General features: G+C 72.2%; 19 protein-coding genes. 7 read left to right on the top strand and 12 right to left on the bottom strand.

Annotated elements, in window-relative coordinates; all coding sequences use genetic code 11:
- The first annotated feature begins 1 nt into the window (after position 1).
- Together ACWD10_RS00815 and ACWD10_RS00810 are read left to right on the top strand one after the other, a co-directional pair.
- Positions 2-949, top strand: coding sequence for a hypothetical protein (locus ACWD10_RS00815; RefSeq protein WP_451085486.1), 948 nt, complete (start codon positions 2-4; stop codon positions 947-949).
- Positions 950-1,037: 88 nt separating this feature from the next.
- Positions 1,038-1,523, top strand: a complete 486-nt coding sequence (locus ACWD10_RS00810; RefSeq protein ID WP_451085484.1) for a hypothetical protein — start codon at positions 1,038-1,040, stop codon at positions 1,521-1,523.
- 148 nt (positions 1,524-1,671) lie between these two features.
- Here the strand turns inward: ACWD10_RS00810 and purH are convergent, their stop codons facing one another.
- The gene (gene purH / locus ACWD10_RS00805; RefSeq protein ID WP_451085482.1) at positions 1,672-3,264 is read right to left on the bottom strand and encodes a bifunctional phosphoribosylaminoimidazolecarboxamide formyltransferase/IMP cyclohydrolase; all 1,593 of its coding nucleotides are present in this window, start codon (positions 3,262-3,264) and stop codon (positions 1,672-1,674) included.
- Complete coding sequence (gene purN, locus ACWD10_RS00800) at positions 3,261-3,872, bottom strand: phosphoribosylglycinamide formyltransferase (RefSeq protein WP_451085873.1); 612 nt, start codon at positions 3,870-3,872, stop codon at positions 3,261-3,263. The genes purH and purN overlap by 4 nt, the downstream gene beginning before the upstream one ends.
- A 316-nt stretch (positions 3,873-4,188) precedes the next feature.
- Between purN and ACWD10_RS00795 the strand changes: the two genes are divergently transcribed.
- A complete protein-coding gene (locus ACWD10_RS00795) occupies positions 4,189-5,142 on the top strand; it encodes a hypothetical protein (protein ID WP_451085480.1) in 954 nt (317 codons plus the stop codon).
- Between the two features lie 96 nt (positions 5,143-5,238).
- On the opposite strand, the gene ACWD10_RS00790 is transcribed toward ACWD10_RS00795, so the two are convergent.
- Together ACWD10_RS00790 and ACWD10_RS00785 are read right to left on the bottom strand one after the other, a co-directional pair.
- A complete protein-coding gene (locus tag ACWD10_RS00790; RefSeq protein WP_451085478.1) occupies positions 5,239-6,459 on the bottom strand; it encodes an RNA-guided endonuclease InsQ/TnpB family protein in 1,221 nt (406 codons plus the stop codon).
- A gap of 249 nt (positions 6,460-6,708) precedes the next feature.
- Entirely contained in the window at positions 6,709-8,703 is a 1,995-nt protein-coding gene (locus tag ACWD10_RS00785) for a cell division protein PerM (RefSeq protein WP_451085476.1), read from the bottom strand.
- A gap of 113 nt (positions 8,704-8,816) precedes the next feature.
- On the opposite strand from ACWD10_RS00785, the gene ACWD10_RS00780 reads away from it, so the two are divergent.
- Positions 8,817-10,112, top strand: coding sequence for a helix-turn-helix domain-containing protein (locus ACWD10_RS00780; protein WP_451085474.1), 1,296 nt, complete (start codon positions 8,817-8,819; stop codon positions 10,110-10,112).
- A gap of 189 nt (positions 10,113-10,301) precedes the next feature.
- On the opposite strand, the gene sucD is transcribed toward ACWD10_RS00780, so the two are convergent.
- The 7 genes from sucD to ACWD10_RS00745 all read right to left on the bottom strand — a co-directional run bounded on the left by sucD (position 10,302) and on the right by ACWD10_RS00745 (position 21,343).
- The gene (gene sucD / locus ACWD10_RS00775) at positions 10,302-11,186 is read right to left on the bottom strand and encodes a succinate--CoA ligase subunit alpha (protein ID WP_451085472.1); all 885 of its coding nucleotides are present in this window, start codon (positions 11,184-11,186) and stop codon (positions 10,302-10,304) included.
- 23 nt (positions 11,187-11,209) lie between these two features.
- Positions 11,210-12,388: an ADP-forming succinate--CoA ligase subunit beta gene (gene sucC / locus ACWD10_RS00770; RefSeq protein ID WP_451085470.1), complete on the bottom strand. Its 1,179-nt coding sequence runs from the start codon at positions 12,386-12,388 to the stop codon at positions 11,210-11,212.
- 897 nt (positions 12,389-13,285) lie between these two features.
- Positions 13,286-14,878, bottom strand: coding sequence for a hypothetical protein (locus ACWD10_RS00765; protein ID WP_451085468.1), 1,593 nt, complete (start codon positions 14,876-14,878; stop codon positions 13,286-13,288).
- A 149-nt stretch (positions 14,879-15,027) separates the two neighbouring features.
- The gene (locus ACWD10_RS00760) at positions 15,028-16,068 is read right to left on the bottom strand and encodes a hypothetical protein (protein ID WP_451085466.1); all 1,041 of its coding nucleotides are present in this window, start codon (positions 16,066-16,068) and stop codon (positions 15,028-15,030) included.
- A gap of 285 nt (positions 16,069-16,353) precedes the next feature.
- Positions 16,354-17,535 carry a vWA domain-containing protein gene (locus tag ACWD10_RS00755; protein WP_451085464.1) on the bottom strand — a complete coding sequence of 394 codons (1,182 nt, stop codon included), beginning with the start codon at positions 17,533-17,535 and terminating at the stop codon, positions 16,354-16,356.
- A 41-nt stretch (positions 17,536-17,576) separates the two neighbouring features.
- Positions 17,577-20,081 carry a DUF5682 family protein gene (locus ACWD10_RS00750; RefSeq protein ID WP_451085462.1) on the bottom strand — a complete coding sequence of 835 codons (2,505 nt, stop codon included), beginning with the start codon at positions 20,079-20,081 and terminating at the stop codon, positions 17,577-17,579.
- A 107-nt stretch (positions 20,082-20,188) separates the two neighbouring features.
- Complete coding sequence (locus ACWD10_RS00745; protein WP_451085460.1) at positions 20,189-21,343, bottom strand: ATP-binding protein; 1,155 nt, start codon at positions 21,341-21,343, stop codon at positions 20,189-20,191.
- A gap of 154 nt (positions 21,344-21,497) precedes the next feature.
- Between ACWD10_RS00745 and ACWD10_RS00740 the strand changes: the two genes are divergently transcribed.
- Complete coding sequence (locus tag ACWD10_RS00740; protein ID WP_451085458.1) at positions 21,498-22,925, top strand: SWIM zinc finger family protein; 1,428 nt, start codon at positions 21,498-21,500, stop codon at positions 22,923-22,925.
- Positions 22,926-23,026: 101 nt separating this feature from the next.
- Positions 23,027-24,715: a DUF5691 domain-containing protein gene (locus ACWD10_RS00735; protein ID WP_451085456.1), complete on the top strand. Its 1,689-nt coding sequence runs from the start codon at positions 23,027-23,029 to the stop codon at positions 24,713-24,715.
- 6 nt (positions 24,716-24,721) lie between these two features.
- On the opposite strand, the gene ACWD10_RS00730 is transcribed toward ACWD10_RS00735, so the two are convergent.
- Positions 24,722-25,138, bottom strand: coding sequence for a cobalamin B12-binding domain-containing protein (locus ACWD10_RS00730; protein ID WP_451085871.1), 417 nt, complete (start codon positions 25,136-25,138; stop codon positions 24,722-24,724).
- 411 nt (positions 25,139-25,549) lie between these two features.
- Between ACWD10_RS00730 and ACWD10_RS00725 the strand changes: the two genes are divergently transcribed.
- Positions 25,550-26,542: an esterase/lipase family protein gene (locus ACWD10_RS00725; protein ID WP_451085454.1), complete on the top strand. Its 993-nt coding sequence runs from the start codon at positions 25,550-25,552 to the stop codon at positions 26,540-26,542.
- Positions 26,543-26,705 lie beyond the last annotated feature (163 nt).

Here is a 26,705-nt window from a genome sequence, read left to right as displayed (position 1 = left end):
CATGAAGCGAGCCTTCGCCACGGCAAGTTGCGCGATCACGCTGATCGCCACCGCCGCCGTCACCGGCTGCACGGACGCCGCCACGGCAACGGAACAGGGTCAGGGGAAGAAGCAGAGCCGGAGCGGGCAGGAGCAGCGGCTTCGGGACCTCACGGACGCCGAGGAGCTCGTCCTGGAGCGGGCCGAGGCCCACCTGGTCCGGTCGTGCATGAAGGCACGGGGCTTCACGTACTGGCCGGGCCCGTTCGCCACGGTCGACGAGCGCCGCTCGTACGCGTACGTCCTCGACGACACCGCCTGGACGAAGAAGCACGGCTACGGCGGCCGCCTCGCCAAGGCCGCCGAGAGGGCCCGCGCCGAGGACCCCAACACCGCGTACTTCAACGACCTCCCGCACCGCGACCGCCTCCGCTACACCGACGCCCTGGAGGGCGAGCCCGACGCGGCCACGCTCACGGCCGAACTGCCCGGGGGCGGCGGCACGGTCGAGACCCCGGCGACGGGCTGCCAGGCCGAGGCCCGCGACCGGCTCTACGGCGGCTACGAGCGCTGGTTCCGCGCCGCGAAGACCGCCGAGAACCTCACCCCGCTCTACCTCGACTCCCTGACCTCCGACCGCCGCTTCCGCCGCGCCCTCACCTCCTGGTCGACCTGCATGCGCAAGGCGGGCCACGCCTACGCGTCACCGGAGCAGCTGCGCGAGCAACTGCCCTCACTTACGGAGGACTTGAGCGAGGCAGCGGCCCACGCCACGGAGGTCGAACTGGCCACGACGGAGGCCACCTGCGCGGGCCCCGGCCGCTCCGGCCTGGCCGACACGGCCCGCTCCCTGGAACGCGAGTACCGCACCAAGCAATTGAAGCGGTACGCCGCACCCGTAGCCACCCACCAGCGGCTCCAACTGGCCGCCCTGGCCCGCGCGAAGAACATCACCGACGCGAAGGCCTGAAGCACGGAGAACAACCGTTCTCCAACACCACCCCCATCACCACCATCACCACCATCACCACCACACCCACTCAAGGGAGAGATCCGTCATGCGACGCAAACTGACCGCCACCCTGACCACGCTCGGCATCGCCGCCCTCGGCGCCGTCGTCCCGGCCACCACCGCCACCGCCTCCACCGCCGCCAACACGGGAGCGCAGGCCGCCGCTTCCTGCGCGGACAACTGGCGCGGGGCGACGAAGGGCTACATGTACGCGTACAACGGCACCTACTGCACCGGCTACCTGGGCAAGGACAAGAACAACGACGGGAACTGGGGCGACCGCTACGGCTCGTTCAGGTTCGGCGACAACAACCGCGCCTCCTCGCTCCTGCACCGTGGCACGTCCGGCTACGCCGTCAAGTTCTACAACGGGTTCCGCTACAAGGGCGGCCACATCTGCCTGACCAAGGGCGAGAAGTACGCCTCGGCGCTCCGCTCGGACGACAAGTTCACCGGCGGCCTCACGGCCAACAACCGCATCAGCTCCCACAAGTGGGTCCCGCAGGGCCAGTGCGCCCGCTTCATGGACTGACGCCTGGCTGCTGATTGGCTGCCGACTGGCTGCCAACTGCCTGACGCAAGAGCGGCGGCCCGCCGGTGCACCTGGCACCGACGGGCCGCCGCCCGTTTCGCTGTCGCGTCAGTGGAACTCAGTGGAAGTCGGTGGAAGTCGGTGGAACTCAGTGGAAGAAGTGCCGCGTACCCGTGAAGTACATCGTCACGCCCGCCTTCTGCGCGGCCTCGACCACCTGCTCGTCCCGGACCGAACCGCCCGGCTGCACCACGGCCTTGACCCCGGCCGCGGTCAGCACCTCGAGCCCGTCGGGGAACGGGAAGAACGCGTCGGAGGCGGCGTAGGACCCGGCCGCGCGCTCGGCCCCGGCCCGCTCGACCGCGAGCTTGGCGGAGTCGACCCGATTGACCTGCCCCATACCGACACCCACGGAGGCGCCGTCCTTGGCGAGCAGGATGGCGTTGGACTTCACGGCCCGGCAGGCCCGCCAGGCGAAGGCGAGCCCGGCGAGCTCGTCGCCGGAGAGGGCCTCACCGGCGGCGAGGGTCCAGTTGGCCGGGTCGTCGCCCTCGGCCTGGAGCACGTCCGTGATCTGCGCGAGCCCGCCACCGTCGATCGGCTTGAACTCGGCCGGGGCCGTGGGGGCTTCCGGGCAGCGCAGGATGCGGATGTTCTTCTTCTTGGAGAGGATCTCGACCGCGCCGTCCTCGTAGTCGGGCGCGACGATGACCTCGGTGAAGATCTCCGCGACCTGCTCGGCCATCGCTACGGAGACGGGCCGGTTCACGGCGATCACGCCGCCGAACGCGGACAGCGGGTCACAGGCGTGCGCCTTGCGGTGCGCCTCGGCGACATCCGAACCGACCGCGATACCGCAGGGGTTGGCGTGCTTGATGATCGCGACGCAGGGCTCGTCGTGGTCGTACGCGGCCCGGCGTGCGGCGTCGGTGTCCGTGTAGTTGTTGTACGACATCTCCTTGCCGTGCAGCTGCTCGGCCTCGGCCAGACCACCGCAGCCACCGGTGTAGAGGGCGGCGGGCTGGTGCGGGTTCTCGCCGTAGCGGAGCACGTTCTTGCGCTCGTACGTGACGCCGATGAAGGACGGGAACTCCTCGCCCTCACCCGCGCCCGCGTAGTCGGCGGCGAACCAGGAGGCCACGGCGACGTCGTACTCGGCGGTGTGCCGGAACGCCTCGGCCGCGAGGCGCTTGCGGGTGGCCAGGTCGAACCCGCCCTCCTCGGCGGCGGCGAGCACGTCCGCGTACCGCTCGGGGCTGGTCACGACAGCCACGGAGGGGTGATTCTTGGCGGCGGCGCGCACCATGGACGGCCCGCCGATGTCGATCTGCTCCACACACTCGTCCGGGGAGGCCCCGGAGGCCACGGTCCGAGTGAAGGGGTAGAGGTTGACGACCACGAGGTCGAACGGCTCGACACCAAGCTCGGCAAGCTGCCGCTGGTGATCTTCGAGCCGCAGGTCGGCAAGGATCCCGGCGTGCACGCGCGGGTGCAGCGTCTTGACCCGGCCGTCCAGGCACTCGGGGAACCCGGTGAGCTCCTCGACCTTGGTGACCGGCACCCCGGCGGCGGCGATCTTCGCGGCGGTCGAGCCGGTGGAGACGAGCTGAACGCCCGCCTCGTGCAGGCCACGGGCGAGCTCTTCGAGCCCGGTCTTGTCGTAGACGCTGATCAGGGCCCTGCGGATGGGGCGGGTACCTTCTGCGGTCGAACCCTGTGCGGTCGTACCTTCGGCGGTCACGGGATGGAAACCTTTCGTCCCTCAATGCGGTAGCCGTGCCGGGCCAGACGCCCCACGACCTCGACGAGCAGCCTGCGCTCGACTTCCTTGATGCGCTCGTGCAGAGCAGCGCCACCGTCCTCATGGTCCTCGTCCCGGACCTCCACCACGCTCTGCGCGATGATCGGCCCGGTGTCGACGCCGTCGTCGACGAAGTGGACGGTGCACCCGGTGACCTTCGCGCCGTACGCGAGCGCGTCACGCACGCCGTGGGCACCGGGAAAACTGGGCAGCAGGGCGGGATGCGTATTGACGACGCACCCACCGAACCGGGCGAGGAATTCCTTCCCCACGATCTTCATGAACCCCGCGGAGACGATGAGATCGGGCGCGTGGGCGGCAGTGGCCTCGGTCAACGCCCGATCCCACTCTTCCCGGGAGTCGAAGTCCTTGACCCGGCACACGAAGGTCGGAATCCCGACCCGCTCGGCCCGCTCCAGACCTTCGATCTTGGTCCGATCGGCCCCGACGGCCACGACCTCGGCGCCGTAGCGCTCCGCGCCCTGCTCGGCAACGGCGTCGAGCAGCGCCTGGAGGTTGGTGCCCGAGCCGGACACGAGCACGACGATCCGCTTGGGGGCACCGGCGGCCGGTGCGGTGGTTGCGGCAGGCGAGGGGGCGGGAGAAGAGGCAGGAGAGGGGGAGGCCACGGGCGGGCAGCCCTTTCATGAGATTCATGAGATTCATGAGAACTGTTTTGTGCGGTCGTACGAATGCATCTCAGTCCCCGATACGGGGAACTCTACGAAGCGGCCGACCGTCAGCAACGATACCGGCACACCACGCTGCCCCCACGGGACGGGGGCAGGGCCGGAAGGTAGCGTCTGGGAAGCAAGCACCACGTATGCCCTGCAGGGGCCTCAACTAGGGGAAGACACACACCTGATGCCGGACCGACTGCCCTCCGCCTCGTCCTCACCCCAGCAGGACGCGTCCCCTTCGGACAGCGCCCCGCACCGGGACGCCCTGCGGCGGGACCCGTCTGAGGCGGACCCGGATACGGGGGTGGCGCGGGGGGATGCGCCGCAGGTGGGCATGGATGGCGCGGGTGGCGCGAGCGGCGCGGCTGACGCGGGCGTTACGGGAGGTACGGGAGGTAGGGACGGCGCAGGCGTTACGGGAGGTACGGACGGCGCGGGTGGTACCGGCGGGGCAGGCGTTACGGACGACAATCCGTTCGCGCCACCGCCCGAGGGCAGCCCCGACCGCCCCTGGCAGCCCCGTCGACCGGAGAACGGCGCGGGCGGCGGCAGCCGCTGGAGCCCCCGCCAGCCGGGCCGCTCCTCGGGCCCCTTCGGACAGCGCCCCGGCGGCTCGGACGGCCAGGGTGGCCCGGGCGGACCGGGCGGTTCCGGTCCCGGCGGCCCCGGCGGCGGCCCGGGCGGCCTGCGCTGGGACCCGACGGACCCGGTCCAGCGCCGCGCCCGGTACGCCCTGCTCGCAGGCATGTGGGGCTTCTTCTTCGCCCTCTTCAACTGGCCGTACGTGGCCCTGCTCCTCGGCGCACTGGCGCTGTACTGGTCGATCAGCTCACTGAGGGCTCGCAACGGAAAGGGCGCGGGAGCTGTCGCGGGCGCGGCCACCGAAACCAAGAGGGAAGAGCCCTTCGGCCAGCCCAGGGAACCGGCAACCCGACCGCAGACAACGGCCGCGGTCAGCGGCCTGGTGACGGGCATCCTGGCCCTGGCCATCGTGGCGGCGACCTTCACAGCGCAGCTCGTGTACCGCGACTACTACACCTGCGTCAACGACGCCCTGACCCAAACCTCCAAGGAACGCTGCGAAGACCTCCTCCCGGAGAAACTCCGCCCCTTCCTGGGCACGACGGAGGAAGATTGAAGGCTCCCCCGCCTGAAGGCGGGGGGATTCCCGCCCGGCCTTGCGGCCGTGCGCCCCTGACGGGGCGTTCTTCTGGCGTGTGTGGGGATTCCAAGCTCAGGCCGCCACCTGAGGCGGCGCCCCAGGTGGTCTTAAACCCTCAGCACCTGCCGGATTCCAACCTGCCCGGACAAGCATCACGCGGGCGCTGTTCTTGTCCCTGGGGGACACGGCGCCACACGCGCTGCAGGTGTAGGTGCGCTCACCCAGCGGCATGCGGTGCTTGGCTCTCGCCCCGCAGTGCGCGCAGTCCATCGTGGTGTGCGCGGGATGTACCAGGCGCACATCGCGCCCGTGTTTGCGGCCCATCTCGATCAGAGCGGCCTTGGTGGCGCCGATGGCGGCGTCCGCGGCCTTGCGCGCCATGCTGGTCTTCGCGAGGAACTTCGGCCGGAAGTCCTCCACCGCGATCCGGCCGTGGTCACGGACCACGGTCTTGGCCCACTTGCGGCCGGTGTCCTGACGTTGCCGGGCCACCTTCTTGTGCAGCTTCGCGGCCTGCCGCTGGGCCTTGCGGTAGCCGCGAGTCTGCGGCTTGCTCTTCGGGCGTTCCCGCCGGGCCATCTGCCGCTGGTAGTGCGCGAGCCGCTGGGCTGCTTTCTCGCCGTGCTCGGCATGCGGAAGGTCGTGGTCGTCGCTGGTGGTGGTCGCGGTCTCCTTGACGCCCCAGTCGATGCCGATGGCCCGGCTGGTGGCGGGTAACTCCCAGGTCACCGAGGGGACCACGAAGCTGACGTACCAGTGCCCGAGGCTGTCTCGATAGATCCGCGCCGAGGAAGGGCCCTTCGGCAGCTCACGCGACCACACCACCGTCAGCACGATCCCGCCAGCAAGGTGGAGACGCCCGTCCTTGAGGCGGAAGCCGGTCTTGACGTAGTTCAGCGTCGGTCGGGCCTTGTCCTTCTTCTTGAAGCGGGGCATCCCGGCCCGGCGCCGCATCGAAAGCCGGTCCTTGATGTCCTTGAGTGCCTTGGCGCGGGACTTGCCGAAGTCCCGGATGATCTGCTGCTGCGGGACAGCAGCACCCTCCGCGAGCCACGGTGCGATCCGCCTAGCCTCGGTGTGCATCTTGGAGAGCTGGGCCGGACCACAGGTCAGCTTCTCGCCGGTCGATTTGGCCTGCTGGTGTACCTGCTTGCACTTAGCGACGCACTCATTCCAGATCCAGCGGCAGCGGTCCCACTCAGCGGCAAGAGCCCGCTCAGCAGAAAGGGAGAGACGAAGACGGTAGGTGTACCGGGCATGCCCGGCCTCCTCCGTCTTCGCTCCCGTCGTCATACACATCAACCTACCTGGGAGGTACGACAGTTGAGCCCTATTGCTCTTTGTGGCACCCCTCGCCAACACGGCTCCCCGCGTACGGACAGCTCGTCCGGCAACCCACGAGCTTCCGCCGCCGGACGAGCGCGTTCAGCGCGATGAAGGCGAGGGTCCGGGGGCCGCAGGCCCGATGCTGCTGCAACCACGCGGCGATAGCCGCATATCGGCACAGCCGGGAAGGGGCGGGGCTGGGGAAGCAAACACCCCCTATGAACCCGCACCCAAGTCCGAGTCCGAGCCCGAGCCCGAGCCCGATTCCCCAGCCACAACGCCCGAAGAATCGGCAGAGCCCGAGGAGCCAAGCTCCTCGGAGGGGTCCGAGCGAGGCGCAGCCTCCACGGAAGAGGCCGAGCGAGGCGCAGCCTCCTCGGAAGAGGTCGAGCGAGACGCGGCCTCCTCGGAGAGCGCCTTGAGCTCGGCCCACCGTTCCTCCCGGGGCCGCCGTTCCTCCCGAGACCTCCGCGCCTCCGCGTCCGCCTCCGGGCCCGCCTCCGCGTCCGCCTCCGGGCCCGCCTCCGCGTCGGCCTCCGCGCCCGCCTCCATCACCTCGCCGAAGTCGTACAGCACGTCCTGCCCGACACCCGAACCCGTACCGAGCCCAACCTCACCCCCACGCTTCCGCCCCCACCACCCACGAACTCGGGCCACCACCCCACCCGAGCCCCGCCACTCCACATCCGGCACCGCAACAACCTCCGGACCGGCCGCCGGAACCTCCCGCCCCCGAAGCCACCACGCCCGAAGCCCCACCGCCCCCGGCACCCCCACAACCCCCGCCCACACGGCCGCCGCAGTCCCGCACTGCCACCAAACCGGCCCGAACTCGGCGAGCCCCCGCACCCCCAGCGGCCCACCGGAAAACGCCGCGAGCAGCGCGAACGCCACCCCGCACAACACCGCCGCAAGCCCGGCAGCCCACGCCGTCTCCCCCCAAGCCCAGGGCCCAACCTCCCGCTCCCGGGAACCCGTGGCGGGGGCCGGGACCGGGGCCGAGCCCCGGCCCCGGTCCGAACCCGCCACCGCCGCCCGAGCCACAAACCGCGCCACCGTCACCCCGGCAGCCAGCCCCACCGCCACCACCGCCCAGACCAGCGGCGACGCGCCCACCCCGTCCCGCGGCACCGCCGCAAGGAGCGGAAACGGCGGGAGCGCCAACTGTTCCGGCGGCGCCTCCAGCGGCCCAACCACCCGCCCCGCCCCCAGCACGAACCCCGGCCCGAGCGCGTACGCCGCTCCCCACACCGCCGCGTTCGGCACCAGCAGCACCGCAAGCAACAGCACCGCGAACAGCCCCGACCCCACATCCGTCAGCCGCAGAAAAGACTCCCGCGCCGCCGCCATGTGCCACGCCAACGAGACCCCGACGAGCAGCCCGCCCCCGCCGAGCAGCACGAGGACCCCGGCCCCGGCCGCCCGTACCGCCGCATCGACCCGGCGACGTACACACATCTGACGCACCACAGGAAGCCGAGCCACCCACCGCACCACCGCGGTCCCACCGACGCTCCGGAGCGATGACGGCAGCGGCCCGCGCGGCCGCCCGTACGCCGTCCACACCCCGGCCGCCGCCGCAAGCACCGCCACGACCGGCAGCTGCACCACCGCGCTCAGCGGCTCGGCCCGGAGCGCACCTCCCCCCGCGTACAGCAGAATCACCCCGCCGACCGCGAGATACCCCCCGACCACCCCCCACAGCGCGGTCCGCCCCGCCCGCGCCATCTCCGTCACCGTCTCCGCCGCGGCATCCACCGCATCCCGCGCCGCCCGGTGCACCAACGCAACCGGCAACGCGACCAGAAGCAGCGGCGTCACGCCCATCGGCGCGGGCACCCCGGACAGCGTGCCGGTCCGGACGAGTTCGGTCCCGTGGGCCAGAAGCCAGAGCGCGGCGGCGACGTTCAGCGCATCGCTCGGCCCGCTGTCCGGATACGGCGAACTCATCCACGCCGCCATCACAAGCACGGTGAGCGCCCCGACCCCGAGCCCCGCGGCGAGCGCCCCGCCGACGAAGCAGGCCCCCACCGCGGACGACGTACGACCGCTGCGCGCGAGCCTGACGAACAGCGAGGACATCACCGACGACACCGCCGACACCGTCGACGCATTGGCGCCGGACGTGGCGGGCTTGGGCTTGGGCTTGGGCTTGGACGCGGTGAGCTGCGAGGAGCTGCGGGCGGAGCTGCGTTCGGTCTTGTGCGGCACGCCGCCATGCTCCCAACGACACGCGCTTTCCCCTCGTAACAGGAGAATGCCGGAAGTGTCGCTCAATATACGTTTATGTACTTTTTCGTGCGGTGCGGTGTGGAGTACTCGAGATGACCCAGAGCCCCACCACTCCGCTGCCGTCCGTGAAAGAGCGTCGCGCACTACGGGAGGCGAAGGACCTGACCCAGGATCAGGTCGCCGCGAAGGTGGGCGTCAGCCGCGCGACGGTGCGCCGCTGGGAAACCGGCCGCAGCAACCCCCGCGGCCACCACCGCGTGGAGTACGCACGGCTGCTCATGGACACCGGGCACACCGGGCACACCAGGGGCACCAGCGAGACCAGGGGCACCCGGGAGACCAGGGAGACTAGGGAGACCCAGGAGACCAGGGACATCGAGAAGCGCGGTCCCGGCCATCCGCCCACGGAACACTCCCGGCAGCCGAAGCCCCGCACACGCAGGACCAAGGCGGCCACGACCACGGCCCATCCCGCCGAGGCCGCAGCCGCCACCACCGCCTCCCCCACAACCACAACCACAACCACAGCTATGGCCACGGCCACAGCCACCGTCTCCGCCGTCGCCACCGCCGACGACGACGCGGCGCACCGCCTGACCCCCGATCAGGCCTTCGACGCCCTCTACGCGTTCACCGCCCCCGCGCTCGTCCGGCAGACCTACCTGCTCACCGGGCGGCGCGCCCTCGCAAGGGAGGCCGTGGAGCGGGCGTTCTACCGGGCGTGGGAACACTGGCCCGAAGTGGCCGTCGACCCGGACCCGGTGGGCTGGGTGCGGGCCTCGGCGTACGAGTACGCGCTCTCCCCCTGGCACCGGCTGCGCCGCGGTCACCGCGTTCCGGAGGCACCGCCCGCCGAACCGGAGGACCGCCAGCTCCTCGACGTACTGCTGAGCCTTCCGCCCTCGTACCGCCGCACCCTGGTGCTCTACGACGGCGTCGGGCTCGATCTGCCCGAGACCGCGGCCGAGACGGAGGCCTCCACTCCGGCCGCCGCGAACCGTCTCCTTCACGCCCGCGAGGCCGTGGCCGAGCAGCTGCCCGAGCTCGCCGATCCCGACGTACTGCATGCCAGGCTGGCCGAGTTGGCGGCGGCGGAGAAGCTGGAGGCGCCGAAGGCGGTGATGGTGCGGCAGGGCAGCGAGCACCGGGCGCAGTTCTGGATGCGGGCGGCGATCGCCTTCACGGTGCTGATCATCGGCGCCTCGATGCTCGCGCTCGCGACCTCACCGACCGGCTACGAGCCGGAACGCGCGCCGGGCGAGGCGGTCAGCGGGGTGCCGCCGCGGATGGGCCCGGGCAAGCTCAGCGAGGCGGAGCAGGACCTGCGCAAGAAGCTCAGGTCGGAGCCCGCGAACGGCCCGGAGCGGATCCATCCGTTCGTCGAGTAGCCCCCTCGTAGCCCCCCCTCATAGCGCCCTCTCGTACCCCCTCTCATAGCCCCCTCAAACCCACGCCCCCTCAATCCCACGGAAACGTACGCGGGCCCGCACCCCCGGCAGGAAGGGTGCGGGCCCGCGTACGTAACAGGCAAACAGATCCGGCGACGGATCCTCAGGTGTTTCAGGTGTTTCAGGCGTTCAGCCGTTGAGGATGGCGCGCGCCAGCTTGGCCGTCTCGGTCGGGGTCTTGCCGACCTTGACGCCCGCGGCCTCGAGGGCCTCCTTCTTGGCCTGCGCGGTGCCGGAGGAGCCGGAGACGATGGCGCCGGCGTGGCCCATGGTCTTGCCCTCGGGCGCCGTGAAGCCCGCGACGTAGCCGACGACCGGCTTCGTGACGTTGGCCTTGATGAAGTCGGCCGCGCGCTCCTCGGCGTCGCCGCCGATCTCACCGATCATCACGATCAGGTCGGTGTCGGGGTCGGCCTCGAACGCCTCGAGGGCGTCGATGTGGGTGGTGCCGATGACCGGGTCACCGCCGATGCCGACCGCGGACGAGAAGCCGATGTCGCGCAGCTCGTACATCATCTGGTACGTCAGCGTGCCGGACTTCGAGACCAGGCCGATGCGGCCCGGCTTGGTGATGTCGCCCGGGATGATGCCGGCGTTCGACTGGCCCGGGGTGATCAGACCGGGGCAGTTCGGGCCGATGATGCGGGTCTTGTTGCCCTTCTCCACCGCGTACGCGTAGAACGCGGCGGAGTCGTGCACGGCGATGCCCTCGGTGATGACGACCGCGAGCGGGATCTCGGCGTCGATGGCCTCGACGACGGCGGCCTTGGAGAAGGCCGGGGGCACGAAGAGGACGGAGACGTTGGCGCCCGTCTTCTCCATGGCCTCCTTGACCGTGCCGAAGACCGGGACGGACGTGCCGTCGATGTCGACCTCGGTGCCCGCCTTACGGGGGTTCACGCCGCCGACGATGTTGGTGCCGTCACCGAGCATCAGCTTGGTGTGCTTCATGCCCGTGGCGCCGGTCATGCCCTGGACGATGACCTTGCTGTCCTTGTTGAGGAAGATAGCCATGGTGGTGTCTGACCTCGGTCCCTTTACTTCGCAGCCGCGAGCTCGGCGGCCTTGTCGGCCGCGCCGTCCATGGTGTCCACGCGCTGCACGAGCGGGTGGTTGGCGTCGCTCAGGATCTTGCGACCCAGCTCCGCGTTGTTGCCGTCGAGGCGCACGACCAGCGGCTTGGTGACCTCTTCGCCCTTGGCCTTGAGGAGCTCGAGGGCCTGCACGATGCCCTTGGCCACCTCGTCGCAGGCGGTGATGCCGCCGAAGACGTTGACGAAGACGGACTTGACGTCCGGGTCGCCCAGGATGATCTCGAGGCCGTTCGCCATCACCTCGGCGGAAGCGCCGCCACCGATGTCGAGGAAGTTGGCGGGCTTGACGTTGTTGTGCGCCTCACCGGCGTACGCGACCACGTCCAGGGTCGACATGACCAGACCGGCACCGTTACCGATGATGCCGACCTCGCCGTCGAGCTTGACGTAGTTGAGGTTCTTCTCCTTGGCCGCAGCCTCGAGCGGGTTGGCTGCCGCCTTGTCCTCAAGCGCCTCGTGCTCGGGCTGACGGAAGTCGGCGTTGGCGTCCAGGGACACCTTGCCGTCGAGCGCGAGGACCCGGCCGTCTTCGGTCTTGGCGAGCGGGTTGACCTCGACGAGGAGCGCGTCCTCGTTGATGAAGGTCTTCCACAGGGTCTGCAGGATCTCGGTGACCTGGTCGGCCACGTCGGCCGGGAACTTCGCGGCCTCGACGATCTCGCGGGCCTTCTCGGGGGTCACACCCTCGTTGGCGTCGATCGGGGTCTTGGCGACGGCCTCGGGGCGGCTGGCCGCCACCTCCTCGATCTCCACGCCGCCCTCGACGGAGGCGATGGAGAGGAAGGTGCGGTTGGTGCGGTCGAGGAGGAAGGAGACGTAGTACTCCTCGGCGATCCCCGGCGCCATCTCGGCCAGCATGACCTTGTGGACCGTGTGGCCCTTGATGTCCATGCCCAGAATCTGACCGGCCTTCTCCACCGCGTCATCCGGGTTGTCGGCCAGCTTGACGCCGCCGGCCTTGCCACGGCCACCGGTCTTGACCTGGGCCTTCACAACCGACTTGCCGCCGAGACGCTCGGTCACCGCGCGCGCCGCCTCAGGCGTATCGATGACTTCACCGGCCAGCACCGGTACACCGTGCTTGGCGAAGAGGTCCCTCGCCTGGTACTCGAACAGGTCCACGCGCGTCCATCCCTTTTCAGTGGTATCGCATGACGCAACCGCGTCCGTTGCTGTCGCGTCCGTTGTCTGCGTGGGCGTGCCGCGAAGGGCAACGTGACAGCGCTGTCACTGAGGGAGGCGTCGTGCACGGTGTCCGTGGACGCGGCATGTCCGTCTCGCAGGTTATCGCCGCGGGACCTAGGTCCCTAAATCGCAGATCACACTGCGGCGGTGATTACAGTCACAGATCGGGGGTGGTGGGGGCTGGTCGAGCGGTGTAAAGGGGGCCTGGTCGGGCCGTGTAGGGGGGTGGTCGGGCTGGCCGGTGGGGGTGGGGTCGGGGGCGTACGGCGGGCGAGGTCGGGCTGTCCGGTGCGGGTGCGGTCGGAGCGTACGGCGTCGGGCGTTCGGAGTGCGGCGTACGGCGTCGGGGCGTTCGGAGTGCGGCGTGCGGGGTCGGGCCGCTCGGCGGGGGGGCGAGTGCGCCCGGTTCGGTCCGCCCACCCGCTGGCACCGGCACCGGCACCGGCACCGGCACCGGCCAGCTTGTCCGGCGTTCACAGTCCGCCCGTCCGCTCTGTGCGGACGAGCCCGTCCGCTTCGCTGCTCCCACCCCTGTCCCCCTCCCCCTGTCCCCCTCCCCCTGCCCCCCTGCCCCCCTGCCCTGCCCCTCCCCTGGGCCCCCGGCCCAGCCCGTCCGGCATCAATTCAGCCCGTCCGGCGTTTGAGGACGAGCGCGTTCAGCGCGATACGGGGGTCTGGGGGGCGGAGCCCCCAGTTACGGGAAGGGGCGGGGCTGGGGAAGAAAACCCCAGCCCCGCCCCTAAGACCCCGGGGTAGCTCGGGTCAAGGATCAGTCCCCGGGGAGCGCTGCGTACGGCCCAGCCGAGGGCGGGCTACCGCACGAAGGGCCGAGGGCTACCGCACGAAGGACTGCGTGTCGGCAGTCAGGTTCCCGGCAAGACCGGTCGTGCTCGAGCCGACGCCACCCGCCAGCGTCTGCACCTCACCGGCGATGTTCTGCCCGGCCGTCTGCCCGTCGTGGGCCACCGCACCGGCGTACGCACCCACGTGCCCGGCCACCTGACCGGCGAAGGGCTGCGCATCCGCAAGGAGCTGCTCACCGTGGGCACGGGCGTCCGCGGCCGCCTGCTCAACGCCGGGACGCGCCGACTCGACAGTGGACGCGGCGCCCTGCGCCTGAACCGTGGCGTCCTGGACGACCCCGCGCGCGTGCCCGTTGACCTGCGTGGCCGCGTCCTGCGCGTGGCCCGTGGCCTGCTCCGTGACCGAGGTCCGCGCCTCGGCAACCCGCTCCGGCGCCTGCTCGGCAAGCTGCGGCGCGAACGCGGCGAGCGGCCCGAAGAGGTAGTCGACCTGCTCCTGCGCACCGGCGACCCGGTGCTGCACACCCGCAACCCGGTCGGAGACCTGGTGCTGCACACCCGCAACCCCATCGGCGACCCGGTGCTGCACACCCGCGGCCCCGGCCTCGGCCTGACCCTGAACACCCGCGACCGCGTCCGCGGCCTGCCCCCGCACACCCGCAACCTGGTCGGCGACCCGGTCCTGGATGCCCGCGACCTGGTCGGCGCCAACCTGGGGGCCGGAGACGCTGACGGAGACACCACCCGCAACATCCACGGCAACATCCACGGCAACGGAGCCCCCACCCGGAGCATCCGGCAGCCCCGAGCCATCGGGCAGGTCCGGAGTGCCCGGCAGGTCCGGAGTGCCCGGCAGGTCCGCCGGAACCTTGCCCTGCGCGGTCTCGTACGCACCGTCCACGGTCGCCCGAACGTCATCCGCGTCCAGACCCTGAAGCTCCGCGAGCACACCCTTGGCCTGACCGGCGACGCTGTCGGCAGCGCCCTGCGCCTGCCCGGCGGCGGTCTCGGCGTGGCCGTTGACCTGAGCCACGGCACCGTTGGCCGCGCCCTGCGCCTGCGCGGCGGTGGCCTGGACGGTGCCCTGGGCCTGCGCGACGGCGCCGTGAGCCGTGTCCTGCGCCTGCCCGGCCGTGCTCTGAGCCGTGTCCCGCGCCTGCGCGCCGGCGGCCTCGGCGGTGCCCTGGGCCTGCGCAGCGGTGGCGTGAACGGTGCCCTGGGCCTGCGCGGCCGTGCCGTGGGCCGTGTCCTGGGCCTGCGCGGCGGTGGCCTCGGCGGTGCCCCGCGCCTGCGCGGCGGCGCCGTGGGCCGTGTCCTGCGCGGCATCGGCGACCCCGGCCACCTGGCCCCGGGCGTCGGCCACTCGCTCCTGCGCGTCGGCCACGCCGCCCCGCACCTCCGCGACCACGCCGTCGACACCCTCGACGCCGCCGCCCTCGGGCAGGTCGACGTCGGGGGTGGTCAGCGTCACGGAAGCGTCCGCGTGCACCTCGGCGGCATTCGCGGACGCGGCGCCGAACGCGATCATGCCGGTGGCACCGGCGGCTATGACTGCGGAACGGCGCAGGTTCGCGCTCGTCCGGCTGATCTGACTGGGCTTGCTGTGCTTACTGTGCTTGCTCATGCTTGCGTCGGTTCCTTCGAATTCGAGGGTGCGCGGCGCGTCCGTAGGAGAGAGGCATCGACACCGGTTGTCGATACGGCGCACCGCACAGGTGGGCAGACCTGTCCCGCCCCCGCGCGGCAGGTCTCAGGCGGGGAGAACGGCCTGCCCTAGCCGGGGAATTCGAGGATGTCGCGGTGCCGGTCGCGAACCGGCCCATAGCCCGCGGAAGCACCTTCTCCGGGCAACAGCCGGAAGGAAGGGGCACCGGAGAACGTCACGGCATGCGCGTCGCCATGCCGCTGCGAGCCGCCGTCACCGGCCGACTGGCAAGTGACGCCGAACGGTTGCTGCGGCACGGGCGGAGCCGGGTGCGGCAGCGCCCCGGAGTGCCACGCCGAACGCTCGCCACCCGCACTGCCGTGTTCTGCGGCCACCGAGCCGGGAAGCCAAGCGCCCAAGCCGTACGCGGAGTCGGGCCGCGGCCCGCCACGCTCGGCGCCGCGCCGCCCGCCGTCCCGACCGCCCTGGCCGTCGAGAGCGTCGGGACCGCCGGGACCGCCGTGACCGTCGGCGCCGTTCTCGACCGGCAGGTGGTCCACCGGCACGGGAGTCGGGGGTACGGTTCCGGGCTCCGGAGCCGGGGGCAGCTGCCCCGGGAACGACGCCCGCGGCAGCCGGGGTTCGCCCATCCCGGGCGCCTCGGGCCTCTGGGGAACCTTGGGCGCCTCGGGCATCGCAGGCGTCTGGGGCATCACCTCGGCGGCCTGGGCCGCGTCTTCGGCACCCGGCTCGAGCAGCCGGACGATGTCACGAGCGACGTGGCCGGAACTCTTCGGGGCGGCAGGGGCTTCGGGCTCCGCCGCGGCTTCCCGACTTTCGGGCTCCGCCGCGGCTACCCAGCTCCCGGCCACCGCCGGGGAACCCAAGTCCTCAGAGCCAGCCGGGACTTCCGGGGCTTCCGGTGTTTCCGGAGCCTTCGACGTGAAGGGGCGTGCGATACCCCGCAGTTCGCCCGACTTGTCCGGACCAGCCTCAACAATCCCGGCAGCCCCGTCCACCGACCCGTCGGCCGCATGCGCCTGCCCTCCGAAGAAGAGGCCAAGTGCGAGCAGTCCGCCGAGGAACAGCGTCACGTGCAGCGCGCGCCGCCCGGCCGCCGAGCGCACAAGGCGCCGGGCGGCAACGGGGAACGTGACTGCGACAGACACGGTCTTGGGGTCCTCCGGCGAGGCGGCTTGGCACGGGGCGCCGGGCTGAAGCGGCGGGCCGGTGCGAGGTCGGCGTTCGCCGATCCTTGCACGTGACGCCTGGCGTCGCGCAAGTCCTCCGGGACTCATGGGACAGCTTGTCCGGAATGACCCCAACCGGTTCCGTCGGATCCTTCGATCCCATCGAATCCGCCGAGTCCGCCGAGTCCATCGATCCCATCGATCCCATCGAGTCCGTCCAGTCCGCCGACCCCATCGATCCCGTCGATCCGTCGAGTTCGCCCCTCAGCCCGCGTCCGGTATCGGCAACGGCCGCTTCTCGATGGCCGCCGCCATGATCTCCGGGAACAGGTCTGGGGTGCAGGCGAACGCCGGTGCCCCCAGCTCGCCGAGCGCCGCCGCGTGCTCACGGTCGTACGCGGGCGCACCCTCGTCCGACAGCGCGAGCAGTGTCACGAACTGCACCCCGGACGCCTTCATCGCCGCGACCCGCTTCAGCATCTCGTTCCGTATCCCGCCCTCGTACAGGTCGGAGATGAGCACGACCACGGTGTCCGCGGGGCGGCTGATGCGCGACTGGCAGTACGCCAGCGCCCTGTTGATGTCCGTACCGCCGCCGAGCTGGGTGCCGAAGAGCACGTCCACGGGGTCGTCGAGCTGGTCGGTGAGGTCGACGACGTTCGTGTCGAAGACGACGAGTCGGGTGTTCAGGGAACGCATGGACCCGAGCACGGCCCCGAACACCGAGGCATAGACGACGGACGCCGCCATCGAGCCCGACTGGTCGATACAGAGGATCACCTCCTTCTTGACGGCCTGCGAGGCGCGGCCGTACCCGATCAGCCGCTCCGGGACGACCGTTCCGTACTCGGGCAGATAGTTCTTGAGGTTGGCCGCGATGGTCCGGTTCCAGTCGATGTCCCGATGGCGCGGACGGTTGATCCGGGCGCTGCGGTCGAGGGCCCCGGTGAGCGTGGCGCGGGTACGGGTGGCCAGCCGTTTCTCCAGGTCCTCGACGACCTTGCGGACGACCGCACGCGCGGTCTCCTTGGTGGTCTCCGGCATCGCCTTGTTGAGCGAGAGCAGGGTGCCGACGAGGTGTACGTCCGCCTCGACGGCCTCCAGCATCTCCGGCTCCAGGAGCAGCGCGGACAGGCCGAGCCGGTCGATGGCATCGCGCTGCATCACCTGCACCACGGACGACGGGAAGTACGTCCTGATGTCGCCGAGCCAGCGCGCGACCGACGGCGCGGACGCCCCGAGCCCCGCCGAACGGTCCCGTCCGCCGCTGGGCCTGTCCCCCTTTCCGTAGAGCGAGGTGAGCGCCTTGTCCATCGCGGCGTCCCGACCGCCGAGCGCACAGCCGGTGCCGTCGGCGGAGTCCCCACCGAGGACGAGCCGCCACCGCCGCAGCCGCTCGTCGGCATCCGGCTTCAACGAAGTGGTGCCCGCGACGCGTGTAGCCATCGATGAAGTGGTGTCCATAGCCATCGATTCGGTGTCCGTCGTCATCTCCCCACCCCCACAGGGTCATTCGCGATATGGCTGTCGTGGCTGGCGGAGTCGGCACCCTCGTCGCCGTCGAGACCGAGAAGCAGCCGCACTACCGGCAGTACGGCGTCGGCCCGCTCCTGGTCCAGGTCCTGAGCGGCTCCGGGTCCGAAGCCCGTTCCGTAAGAACCGGTACGGGCGTGCGCGGGGCCGCGTCGGACCAGTTCGCCGAGGGTCCGGCGCACTCCCGGTTCGTAGGCCGAGAAGGTGCGGCGCAGCAGTGGCAGTACGTCCGTGAAGGCGTCGGCCGGGACTCCGGTCAGCCACGCGTCCACCAGGCCGAGCAACCGCTCGTCGTGCACCAGGAGCATCCCGCCACCGGAGCCGCCGGCGGCGCCGCCGATGAACCCCTCGACCCACGCCGCCGCGTCGGCCGGTGGCGTACCCGGTGAGAGCGCGAGCCCCATGAGCCGCGCCGTCTCGTCCTCGGCGAGCTCCCCGTCGTCGAGCAGCAGCCGGACCGCGCGGCCCCGCACGACCCCGGGCACGGTGTCCCGCCCGGACAGCACCCGCAACACGGCATGCCAGCGCTTCCGTATCCCGCCCCCGTCCACACCGCCGGTCTCTGCGGAGTCAGGCGCACCGGAGCCAGGCGCACCGGAGTCAGGGGCACCGGACTCGCCGAGCAGTATCACCGCCGAGTGCACCGCATCCACATGCGTACGCATCTGCTCCGCGGCCTCCGCGTCGAGCGCCGCACACGCGGGCGGCAGGCCGACGAAGATCCGCTCGGCGAGGCCCGCGGCGACCTCGGCGAGCGCCCCCGTGTCGGTGGCGCGCACGTCGCCGTAGCGCAGGGAGCGGACCAGGGCGGGCAGGGCCTGGGCGAGGTGGCCCACGTCCGCGTCGAGCGCGGCCCGGTCGGCGAGCACCTTCATCACCACCGGGAGCGCGTCCGGCAGTTCGGCCAGGAGGCACTGCTCGGCGAGCGCGGTCACGTCCGCGAGGGCCGGGGCGCCGAGCGCGTCCGCCTCGGCCTTCCCCGTGGCCGCCGCGAGCACCGTGGTGCCCCAGACGCCCGCCTCGGCGACCCGCACCGCGAGCTCGGGCTCCCAGCGCAGCCGCCAGGTCTCCCGGAACGTGCCGGTACTGCCCCGGGACGTACGGGAGGGCTCGCCCCAGCCGATGCCGAGCAGCCGGAGCCGGTGCAGGAGACGGCTGCGCGCGGCGTCGTTCTCCTTGCGCAGGTCGAGCTCCAACTCCCGCTCCGTGCCCTCCGGTTTCAGCCGCAGGGAGCGTTGCAGCCGGGCCAGGTCGCGCTGCAGCGGCACCGCGGGGGCGCCCGCGGGCACCTCGCCGAGCACCTCGCCCACGACGAGCCGGTCGTACACGAGGGCCAGCGGCACGTCCGAGCCCTCGCACATCACGGCGCGGACCGCGTCCGTCGTCTCGGTGAGGCCGGGCAGCGGGCGGCCGCGCATCGCCGCGAGCGTCTCGGCGAGCCGGACGGCCTCGATGACATGCGCCGTCGACACCGCGCGGTCCTCGTCCCTGAACAGCCCGGCGACCTTGGTCAGCCACCGCTCCACCGGCCGGTCGGGCACACGGAACAGGTGGGCGTACCAGCCGGGCGACTCGATCCCGGCGCCGTAGCCACTCTCCCGGGCCAGCCTGCGGTGGGTCCAGGGCACCCAGGTCATGTCCACCTTGGCCTTGGGCAGCCCCTTGAGCAGCGCCCGGTCGGCCGCGAGCGTGGCCCGGGTACGCAGCGCGGGCACGTGCCAGGCCCCACAGACCACGGCGACCGCGTCCCCGAACTCCTTTTGGGCGCCACGGAGTTGGAGCCTCATATGAGCCTCACGCACCGCGTCGCGCGCGTGACCAGCGTCCCCGTACGGCTCACGCAGCGCCCCCATGGCCTCGGCGAGCGCGACGAACGGCGCGAGGGCGTCGACCGTACCGCCCCGATGCTCGACGACGTCCTCCCACCACCGCTCGGGATCGTCGTACCCGGCAACCTCGGCGAGGACGGCAATGGGGTCTCCCCTGCTCGAACGGAGTTGAGAGCTTGGGGAAGGGTCGAGCCCCAGCCCCTCTTCCCGTACGGCATCGACTCCGGCTTCCGGACCGCCGGACTCCGGTGCGTCCTGCGGACCCCCGGGTCCCTGCGCATGGCCTGGAGGGGTACGACCGGGCCGCGGCTCCGCCAGCGAGTGGGCCGCGGGGAGGTCGATGAAGCGGACCGGTACGTCATGGGCGAGGGCCCAGCGGATCGCCACCCACTCCGGCGAGAACTCGGCCAACGGCCAGAACGCCGAGCGCCCCGGATCGTCCGGCACGTGGGCGAGCAGCGCGACGGGTGGGCGCATCTCCGCGTCGGCCGCGAGCGACACCAGCCCGTCGGCCTCCGGCGGTCCCTCGATCAGCACCACCTCCGGACGACAGGCGTCAAGGGCCGCCCGCACCGCACGCGCGGACCCGGGCCCGTGATGCCGCACCCCGAGCAGCCAGGGCCCGTCCATGGAAACCCTCGCAGCCCCCGCAGCCCCCGGAGCCCTCGCAGCCCCCGGAGCCCTCGCAGCCGCCACCGTCTCCCCCGTATTCGTATCCGTATCCGCATCCGTAAGGCTCACGCGCTCACCTCCCGGCAAGCGCGGTAGAAGTCCTTCCAGCCGTCGCGCTCGCGGACGACCGCCTCCAAGTACTCCTGCCAGACCACCCGGTCGGCGGCCGGATCGCGGACGACCGCGCCCACGATGCCCGCGGCCACGTCGCCGGGGCGCAGCACGCCGTCCCCGAAGTGCGTGGCCAGCGCGAGGCCGTTGGTGACGACCGAGATCGCCTCCGCCGTGGAGAGCGTGCCGCTGGGCGACTTGACCTTCGTACGACCGTCGGCCGTGACGCCGTCGCGCAGCTCGCGGAAGACGGTGACGACGCGGCGGATCTCGTCGATCCCGTCCGGCCCGGGCGGCAGGTCGAGCGAGCGGCCCACCTGGTCCACCCGGCGCGAGACGATCCCGACCTCCGCCTCGACGCTCTCCGGCAGCGGCAGCACGACCGTGTTGAAGCGGCGGCGCAGCGCGCTGGAGAGGTCGTTGACGCCGCGGTCCCGGTCGTTGGCCGTGGCGATGAGGTTGAAGCCGCGGACCGCCTGCACCTCCTGGCCCAACTCCGGTATGGGCAGGGTCTTTTCGGACAGGATCGTGATCAGGGTGTCCTGCACGTCGGCGGGGATACGGGTCAGCTCCTCCACCCGCGCGGTCATGCCCTCGGCCATCGCCCGCATCACCGGGCTCGGCACGAGCGCGTCCCGGCTCGGGCCGTGCGCGAGCAGCTGCGCGTAGTTCCAGCCGTACCGGATCGCTTCCTCCGGCGTACCGGCCGTGCCCTGCACAAGCAGTGTGGAGTCGCCGCTGATCGCGGCGGCGAGGTGCTCGGACACCCAGGTCTTGGCGGTGCCCGGGACACCGAGCAGGAGCAGGGCGCGGTCGGTGGCGAGCGTGGTGACGGCGACCTCGACGAGGCGGCGCGGCCCCACGTACTTCGGGGTGATCACCGTGCCGTCGGGCAGCGTGCCGCCGAGCAGGTACGTGGCGACGGCCCACGGCGAGAGCCGCCAGCGGGCGGGCCGTGGCCGGTCGTCGGCGGCGGCGAGCGCCGCGAGTTCGGCCGCGAACGCGTCCTCCGCGTGCGGCCGCAGCGCTTCGACGGTTTCAGTCTCCGCGGCAGCGGCGGCATCGGCGGATGTGGCGGATGTGGCGGATGTGGCGACGGAAACAGGCATGGATCGATCCCCCTCCAGACGTCCGAGGCACATCGCCCCGGCTGATCTCCGGCTGTGCGATCCACCGTGCACCACACCACTGACAATCGTCCCTGACCTGCGCAAACGTCCGGCGCAGGGGCGATTGTCAGTGGCGGGGCCTACCGTCGCAGACATGACTCAGCAGGGGGTGCGCTGGACGGCGGACCAGGTGCTAGCACTGGCTCCTGACGCCGCGTCACGCAAAGCGGGAAGCAAGCTCGGAGCGGCGGGTCCGTGGTCCGGGACGGGGTGTTCCGCGGAAGGGGGAACGGCGGGGGCGATATGGGGACTGTGCAAGGGCAGCGGCAGCAAGCCGTACCAGACGGTGGTGGACCTCGCGGGCAGCACGGGCCCGGCGTACAAGTGCAGTTGCCCGAGCCGGAAGTTCCCGTGCAAGCACGCCCTCGGCCTGCTGCTGCTCTGGGCAGGCGCCGACGGCACAGACGGCTCGGCGGGCTTGGTGCCGGACGGCGCGACGGCCCCGGAGTGGGCGGAGCCGTGGCTGGCGGGGCGCCGCGAGCGTGCGGCCGAGAAAGCGAGCTCAAGTCCGGGCGGCGACAAGCCGGTTGACGCCGAGGCGGCGCGGCGCCGGGCGGAGCGGCGCGCTGAGCGGGTCACCGCGGGCGCCACGGAGCTGGAGCAGCGCCTCGCGGACCTGCTCCGCGGCGGACTGGCCACGGCCGAGCAGGCGGGGTACGCGTTCTGGGAGGAGACGGCCCGGCGAATGGTGGACGCGCAGGCGCCCGGACTCGCCGCCCGCGTCCAGGAGTTGGGTGCGATACCCGCCTCCGGACCCGGCTGGCCCGCCCGGCTGCTCGAGGAATGCGCGCTGCTCCACCTCCTCGACCGCGCGTGGCTGGGCCGCGAGCGCCTGCCCGAGCCACTGGCCGCCACGGTGCGCTCGCGCATCGGCCTGCCCGCCGCCGCGGACGGTCCGCCGATACGTGACACCTGGCTGGTCCTCGCGCAGTACGACACGGCGGACGCCAAGCTCACGACGCGGCGGATCTGGTTGTACGGCGCCGAGTCGGGCCGTGCCGCACTGCTGCTCTCCTTCGGGGCGGCCGGCCGCGCACCCGAACTCGCGCTGCCGGTCGGGCTCGCCGTCGACGCCGAGCTCTCCGCGTACCCGGGCGGCGGACAGCTGCGGGCCGCACTCGGCGAGCGCCACGCCGCCCCGGCACCGACCTCACTGCGCCCGCCCGGCCTCCGTACCGACGAGGCCACGGCGGCGTACGGAGCGGCGCTGCGGGACGACCCCTGGCTCGACGCCTGCCCGGTCACGCTGCACCGCGTGATACCGACACCCGTCACGGACGCGCCGAACGCGGCGGGGCCCCAGCCCACCACCGGCGGGCGGGCGGCCTGGCAACTGGCGGACGAGGACGGCAAGTCGGCCCTCCCGGTCGCCCCCGCGGCGGCGTCCCGGCTCGGCTTCTGGAAGCTGGCGGCCCTCTCCGCCGGGGCCCCGTTGACGGTCTTCGGCGAGTACGGGCACGCGGGCTTCACCCCGCTCACGGCCTGGCCGTCCACGACGGAACCCGCCGTTCCGCTGGCGTGAGCCCGAGCCGAGCCCGAGCCCGAGCCCGCGGCTCCGCGAGCAGCCTCGCTGCTCTCCGCCACCCACACCGCACACCACAGCCCCGCCACCTGGAGGACCGAATGACCGCCATCGCCGACTGGGAGGAGCTCGTCGCCTCCGCACTGCTCGGCACCGAACGGCGCAGGCCGCCCGTCGCCACCGCCGGGAAGGACGCGCCGGGCGCGCTGCTGGACGCCGCGGCCCTGGCCACGGTGCGGCGCCGCGCCGGGGCCCGGCCCACCGCCGCCGCGCCGCCGCCCGACCCGGCCACGCCCGACCCGCGGCCCGCGCTCCCCGCGGCGGCGCGGCGACGGCTCGCCACCCTGCTCACCGACCGGCCCGGCGCGGGCAGCGGCAGCCGCCGCGGCACGGCGCCCGACCTCACCGAGTTGCTTCCGCAGTGGCTCGCGGCCGCCAATGAGTACGGCTACGCGGCGCCGCCCGAGCTGCTGCCCGCGCTCCTCGACGCGGCGCGGGCCCGTACCGACCTGCGCCCGGGGGCGCTCGCCTTCGCGGGGCCGCGCGCCCTGTGGCTGGCGCGCCTGAACCCGGACTGGAAGTTCGCCCTGCGCTCCGCACCGGGCGGCCCGGCCGCGCTGCCCGCGCCCGAGGACACCGCGGCGGTCCAACACCTATGGGACGAGGGCCTGTTCGCGGAGCGCGTCGCGCTGCTCACGGCGGTACGGGCGCACGCCCCCGAGGACGCGCGCGCACTCCTCGCCGGTACGTGGTCCAAGGAGCGGGCCGAGGACCGGCTGATGTTCCTCGACTCCCTGCGCACCGGGCTCTCGGCGGCCGACGAACCCTTCCTGGAGCAGGCCCTGGCCGACCGGAGTCGCAACGTCCGGTCCACCGCGGCCGAGCTGCTCTCCGCACTGCCGGGTTCCGCCCTGGCGGCCCGGATGGCGGACCGGGCCACCTCCTGCGTCGCCCTGGAAACCGTCGGCCTCACGGAGTCCGGTGGTCCCGGCATCACCGTGGAGGCGCCGCACGAGTGCGACGCCGCCATGGAACGGGACGGCGTCGCGCCGAAACCCCCGCACGGCCGGGGTGAACGCTCCTGGTGGCTGGGCCAGTTGGTGGAGTGCGCCCCGCTCTCCTGCTGGCCCGCGCGGCTCGGCGGCCGTACACCCGAGGAGATCGTCGCGCTGCCCGTCGCCGACGACTGGGCGGCCGAGCTGCACGCCGCGTGGGGCCGGGCCGCGGTCCGGCAGCGGGACGCCGCGTGGGCCCGCGCCCTGCTCGGCGCGCCCGCCGCCCCCGAGGCCGCGGGCCCCGGCTCGGTCTCGCTCGCCGAGCGGGCCAAGCTCCTCGGCACGCTGACCGCCGCCGAGCGGGCCGACTGGGTCGCCGGTTTCATCGACGCGCACGGTCTGTCCGAGGCGTTCCAGCTGCTCGGCGTCTGCGCCGTGCCCTGGTCCCGGCCGCTGGGCCGCGCCGTCGTGGACGCCCTCAACATCGCCCGGGACGCGGGCAGTTACCCATGGAGCTTCAGCGGCGTGATGGGCCTGGCAGAACGCTGCCTGGACCCGGCCGAGTCAAGCCGCCTCGACTCCCTCACCACGCTCCCGGACGAACCGGAGGACGGCGCCCCCGGCGCGGTCGGCTACTGGTCGGAGGCGTTCCAACGCCTCCTGAGCACGCTGCGGCTGCGCGCGGCGATGCTGGCGGAACTGGCAGAGCGGCCCGGACCAGGGAGTGTCTCCCCGATCTTTGTGGATCCAGGCCGCGCGCACACGCACGCCGACGCCATACGACCGCCGACGTAAGAACGCTTACGCCCCGGCCGGCTGCCGTACGTTCGCCCGCACCCAGTCCACGATGGACGCCGTCGTCGCCCCGGGCGTGAAGATCTCCGCGACCCCCAGCTCCTTGAGCGGCGGAATGTCGCCCTCCGGGATGATGCCGCCGCCGAAGACCTTGATGTCCGCCGCATCGCGCTCCTTGAGCAGCTCGATGACCTTGGCGAACAACGTGTTGTGCGCACCCGAGAGGATCGACAGACCGATCGCGTCGGCGTCCTCCTGGATGGCGGTGTCCACGATCTGCTCGGGCGTCTGGTGCAGGCCGGTGTAAATGACCTCCATACCGGCGTCGCGCAGCGCCCGCGCGATCACCTTGGCCCCGCGGTCGTGCCCGTCGAGACCCGGCTTGGCGACCACCACGCGGATCGGACCGGCTGCCACACCCATCACTGCCTCCATGTACCGAGTTTCCCTCTCCGGGCTACCCCACGGGTTCCACGAGACGCCCCGCAGGAGGTGAACGAACGTTATCTCCAGCATCGCGTACCCGGCAGTTTCACGGTGCAGAGGGAGGGGGAAATCACACGGTGGGACACGTTCGCACCGCACAGCACCCGCCCGGGGCCCTCTTCGGGACCTTGACGGGGGTTGCGCACAGGGGAGCCGCACGAGATCGCCGCACCCCCATGCCGTCAGCCGCACGGCGTGGTGGTGCGGTGCATCGGCACCGGTGTCGCCGACGGCTCGCCCGAAGAGCGCGTCACCGGCATCCGCCGTTGCACCGCCGACCTTCACCGGCGCCCCGTGAGGACAGACGGGGGACAGAGCCGCCCTTCGGCTGTCGCTGGGAGGTCGGCCATGAAACTCCTGCCCCTGACGCTGTCTGCGCTGGCTGTGCTTCCCGAAGTGCCGCGCCTCGCACCTCCCGCAAGACCGGCACCGCACCTCGGGCTCTCCGTGGCTCTCCTGAAGGCCACCGCTCTCGAACTCGTCGTCCTGGCCGGGCATCTGCTCCTCTACCCCTCGGGCATCACCGACGAGCGCCACCCGGCACCGCCCGCCGTACCGGCCAAGGGCGACCCGGAACCTGGCACTCCACCACGCCCCGAGACCACCGCGGACGGCACCACGGAGCCCGCCACGGAGTCCGCCACGGAGACTGCCGAGAACGACCGCCGCCCGACCCGGCTCCCGCGCACTCCGGCGCAACAGCGGCCCGTCGTCCTGCTGCACGGTTTCGTCGACAACCGCTCCGTCTTCGTACTGCTGCGCCGCGCCCTGGCCAAGGACGGCGGGCGGCACGTGGAGGCCCTCAACTACTCGCCGTTCGCCGGGGACATCCGCGCCACGGCCGCGGACCTCGGCCGCCGTATAGCGGAGATCTGCGCCCGCACCGGGCACGACGAGGTGGATCTCGTCGGGCACAGCCTCGGCGGTCTGATCGCCCGCTACTACGCGCAGCGCCTCGGCGGCGACCGGCGCATCCGCACTCTGGTCACGCTCGGCACACCGCACGGCGGCACGCCCGTCGCACCGCTGATGGACGCGCACCCGGTGGTCCGCCAGATGCGGCCGGAGTCCGACCTGATCGCCGAGCTGAAGGAGCCCGCGCCCGGCTGCCGCACCCGGTTCGTGAGCTTCTGGAGCGAGCTCGACCCGCTGATGAACCCCCTCGAGACGGCCCGCGTCGACCACCCCGACCTGCGCGCCCACGACATCCGCGTAACCGGCATCGGCCACCTCGCGCTGCCCGTGCACCCGGCGGTGGCAACGGCCGTCCGTGAGGCGATCGATGCCGACGGGCCGATGACCGCCGCGACCACCGACCAGGAGGCCGCCTCCGTGGCCTGACGAGAACCAACCCTGGTCGAACAACTGCCGAACGAAGGGCCAAGGCTCTGCCTGCTGTCCGCCGAAAGACAGCCGAATGCCCGTTTCCTGCAGCGGGGAAACCTCCGGAAGATTGTCGGCGTCGCGTACCGCCGGGTACAGTCACCGCACTGCTCCGCCCCCT

This window comes from Streptomyces sp. NPDC002851 (assembly GCF_053591935.1).
This window is presented reverse-complemented; position numbering and strand designations above follow the sequence as displayed.

Coding starts and splice junctions, on each gene's coding strand:
- ACWD10_RS00735 (WP_451085456.1), top strand. CDS start 23,027: ATGACCGCCATCGCCGACTGGGAGGAGCTCGTCGCCTCCGCACTGCTC.
- ACWD10_RS00730 (WP_451085871.1), bottom strand. CDS start 25,138: ATGGGTGTGGCAGCCGGTCCGATCCGCGTGGTGGTCGCCAAGCCGGGT.
- ACWD10_RS00740 (WP_451085458.1), top strand. CDS start 21,498: ATGACTCAGCAGGGGGTGCGCTGGACGGCGGACCAGGTGCTAGCACTG.
- ACWD10_RS00725 (WP_451085454.1), top strand. CDS start 25,550: ATGAAACTCCTGCCCCTGACGCTGTCTGCGCTGGCTGTGCTTCCCGAA.
- ACWD10_RS00745 (WP_451085460.1), bottom strand. CDS start 21,343: ATGCCTGTTTCCGTCGCCACATCCGCCACATCCGCCACATCCGCCGAT.
- ACWD10_RS00790 (WP_451085478.1), bottom strand. CDS start 6,459: ATGACGACGGGAGCGAAGACGGAGGAGGCCGGGCATGCCCGGTACACC.
- ACWD10_RS00765 (WP_451085468.1), bottom strand. CDS start 14,878: ATGAGCAAGCACAGTAAGCACAGCAAGCCCAGTCAGATCAGCCGGACG.
- ACWD10_RS00755 (WP_451085464.1), bottom strand. CDS start 17,535: ATGGCTACACGCGTCGCGGGCACCACTTCGTTGAAGCCGGATGCCGAC.
- ACWD10_RS00815 (WP_451085486.1), top strand. CDS start 2: ATGAAGCGAGCCTTCGCCACGGCAAGTTGCGCGATCACGCTGATCGCC.
- ACWD10_RS00795 (WP_451085480.1), top strand. CDS start 4,189: ATGCCGGACCGACTGCCCTCCGCCTCGTCCTCACCCCAGCAGGACGCG.
- ACWD10_RS00750 (WP_451085462.1), bottom strand. CDS start 20,081: ATGGACGGGCCCTGGCTGCTCGGGGTGCGGCATCACGGGCCCGGGTCC.
- ACWD10_RS00810 (WP_451085484.1), top strand. CDS start 1,038: ATGCGACGCAAACTGACCGCCACCCTGACCACGCTCGGCATCGCCGCC.
- ACWD10_RS00780 (WP_451085474.1), top strand. CDS start 8,817: ATGACCCAGAGCCCCACCACTCCGCTGCCGTCCGTGAAAGAGCGTCGC.
- sucD (WP_451085472.1), bottom strand. CDS start 11,186: ATGGCTATCTTCCTCAACAAGGACAGCAAGGTCATCGTCCAGGGCATG.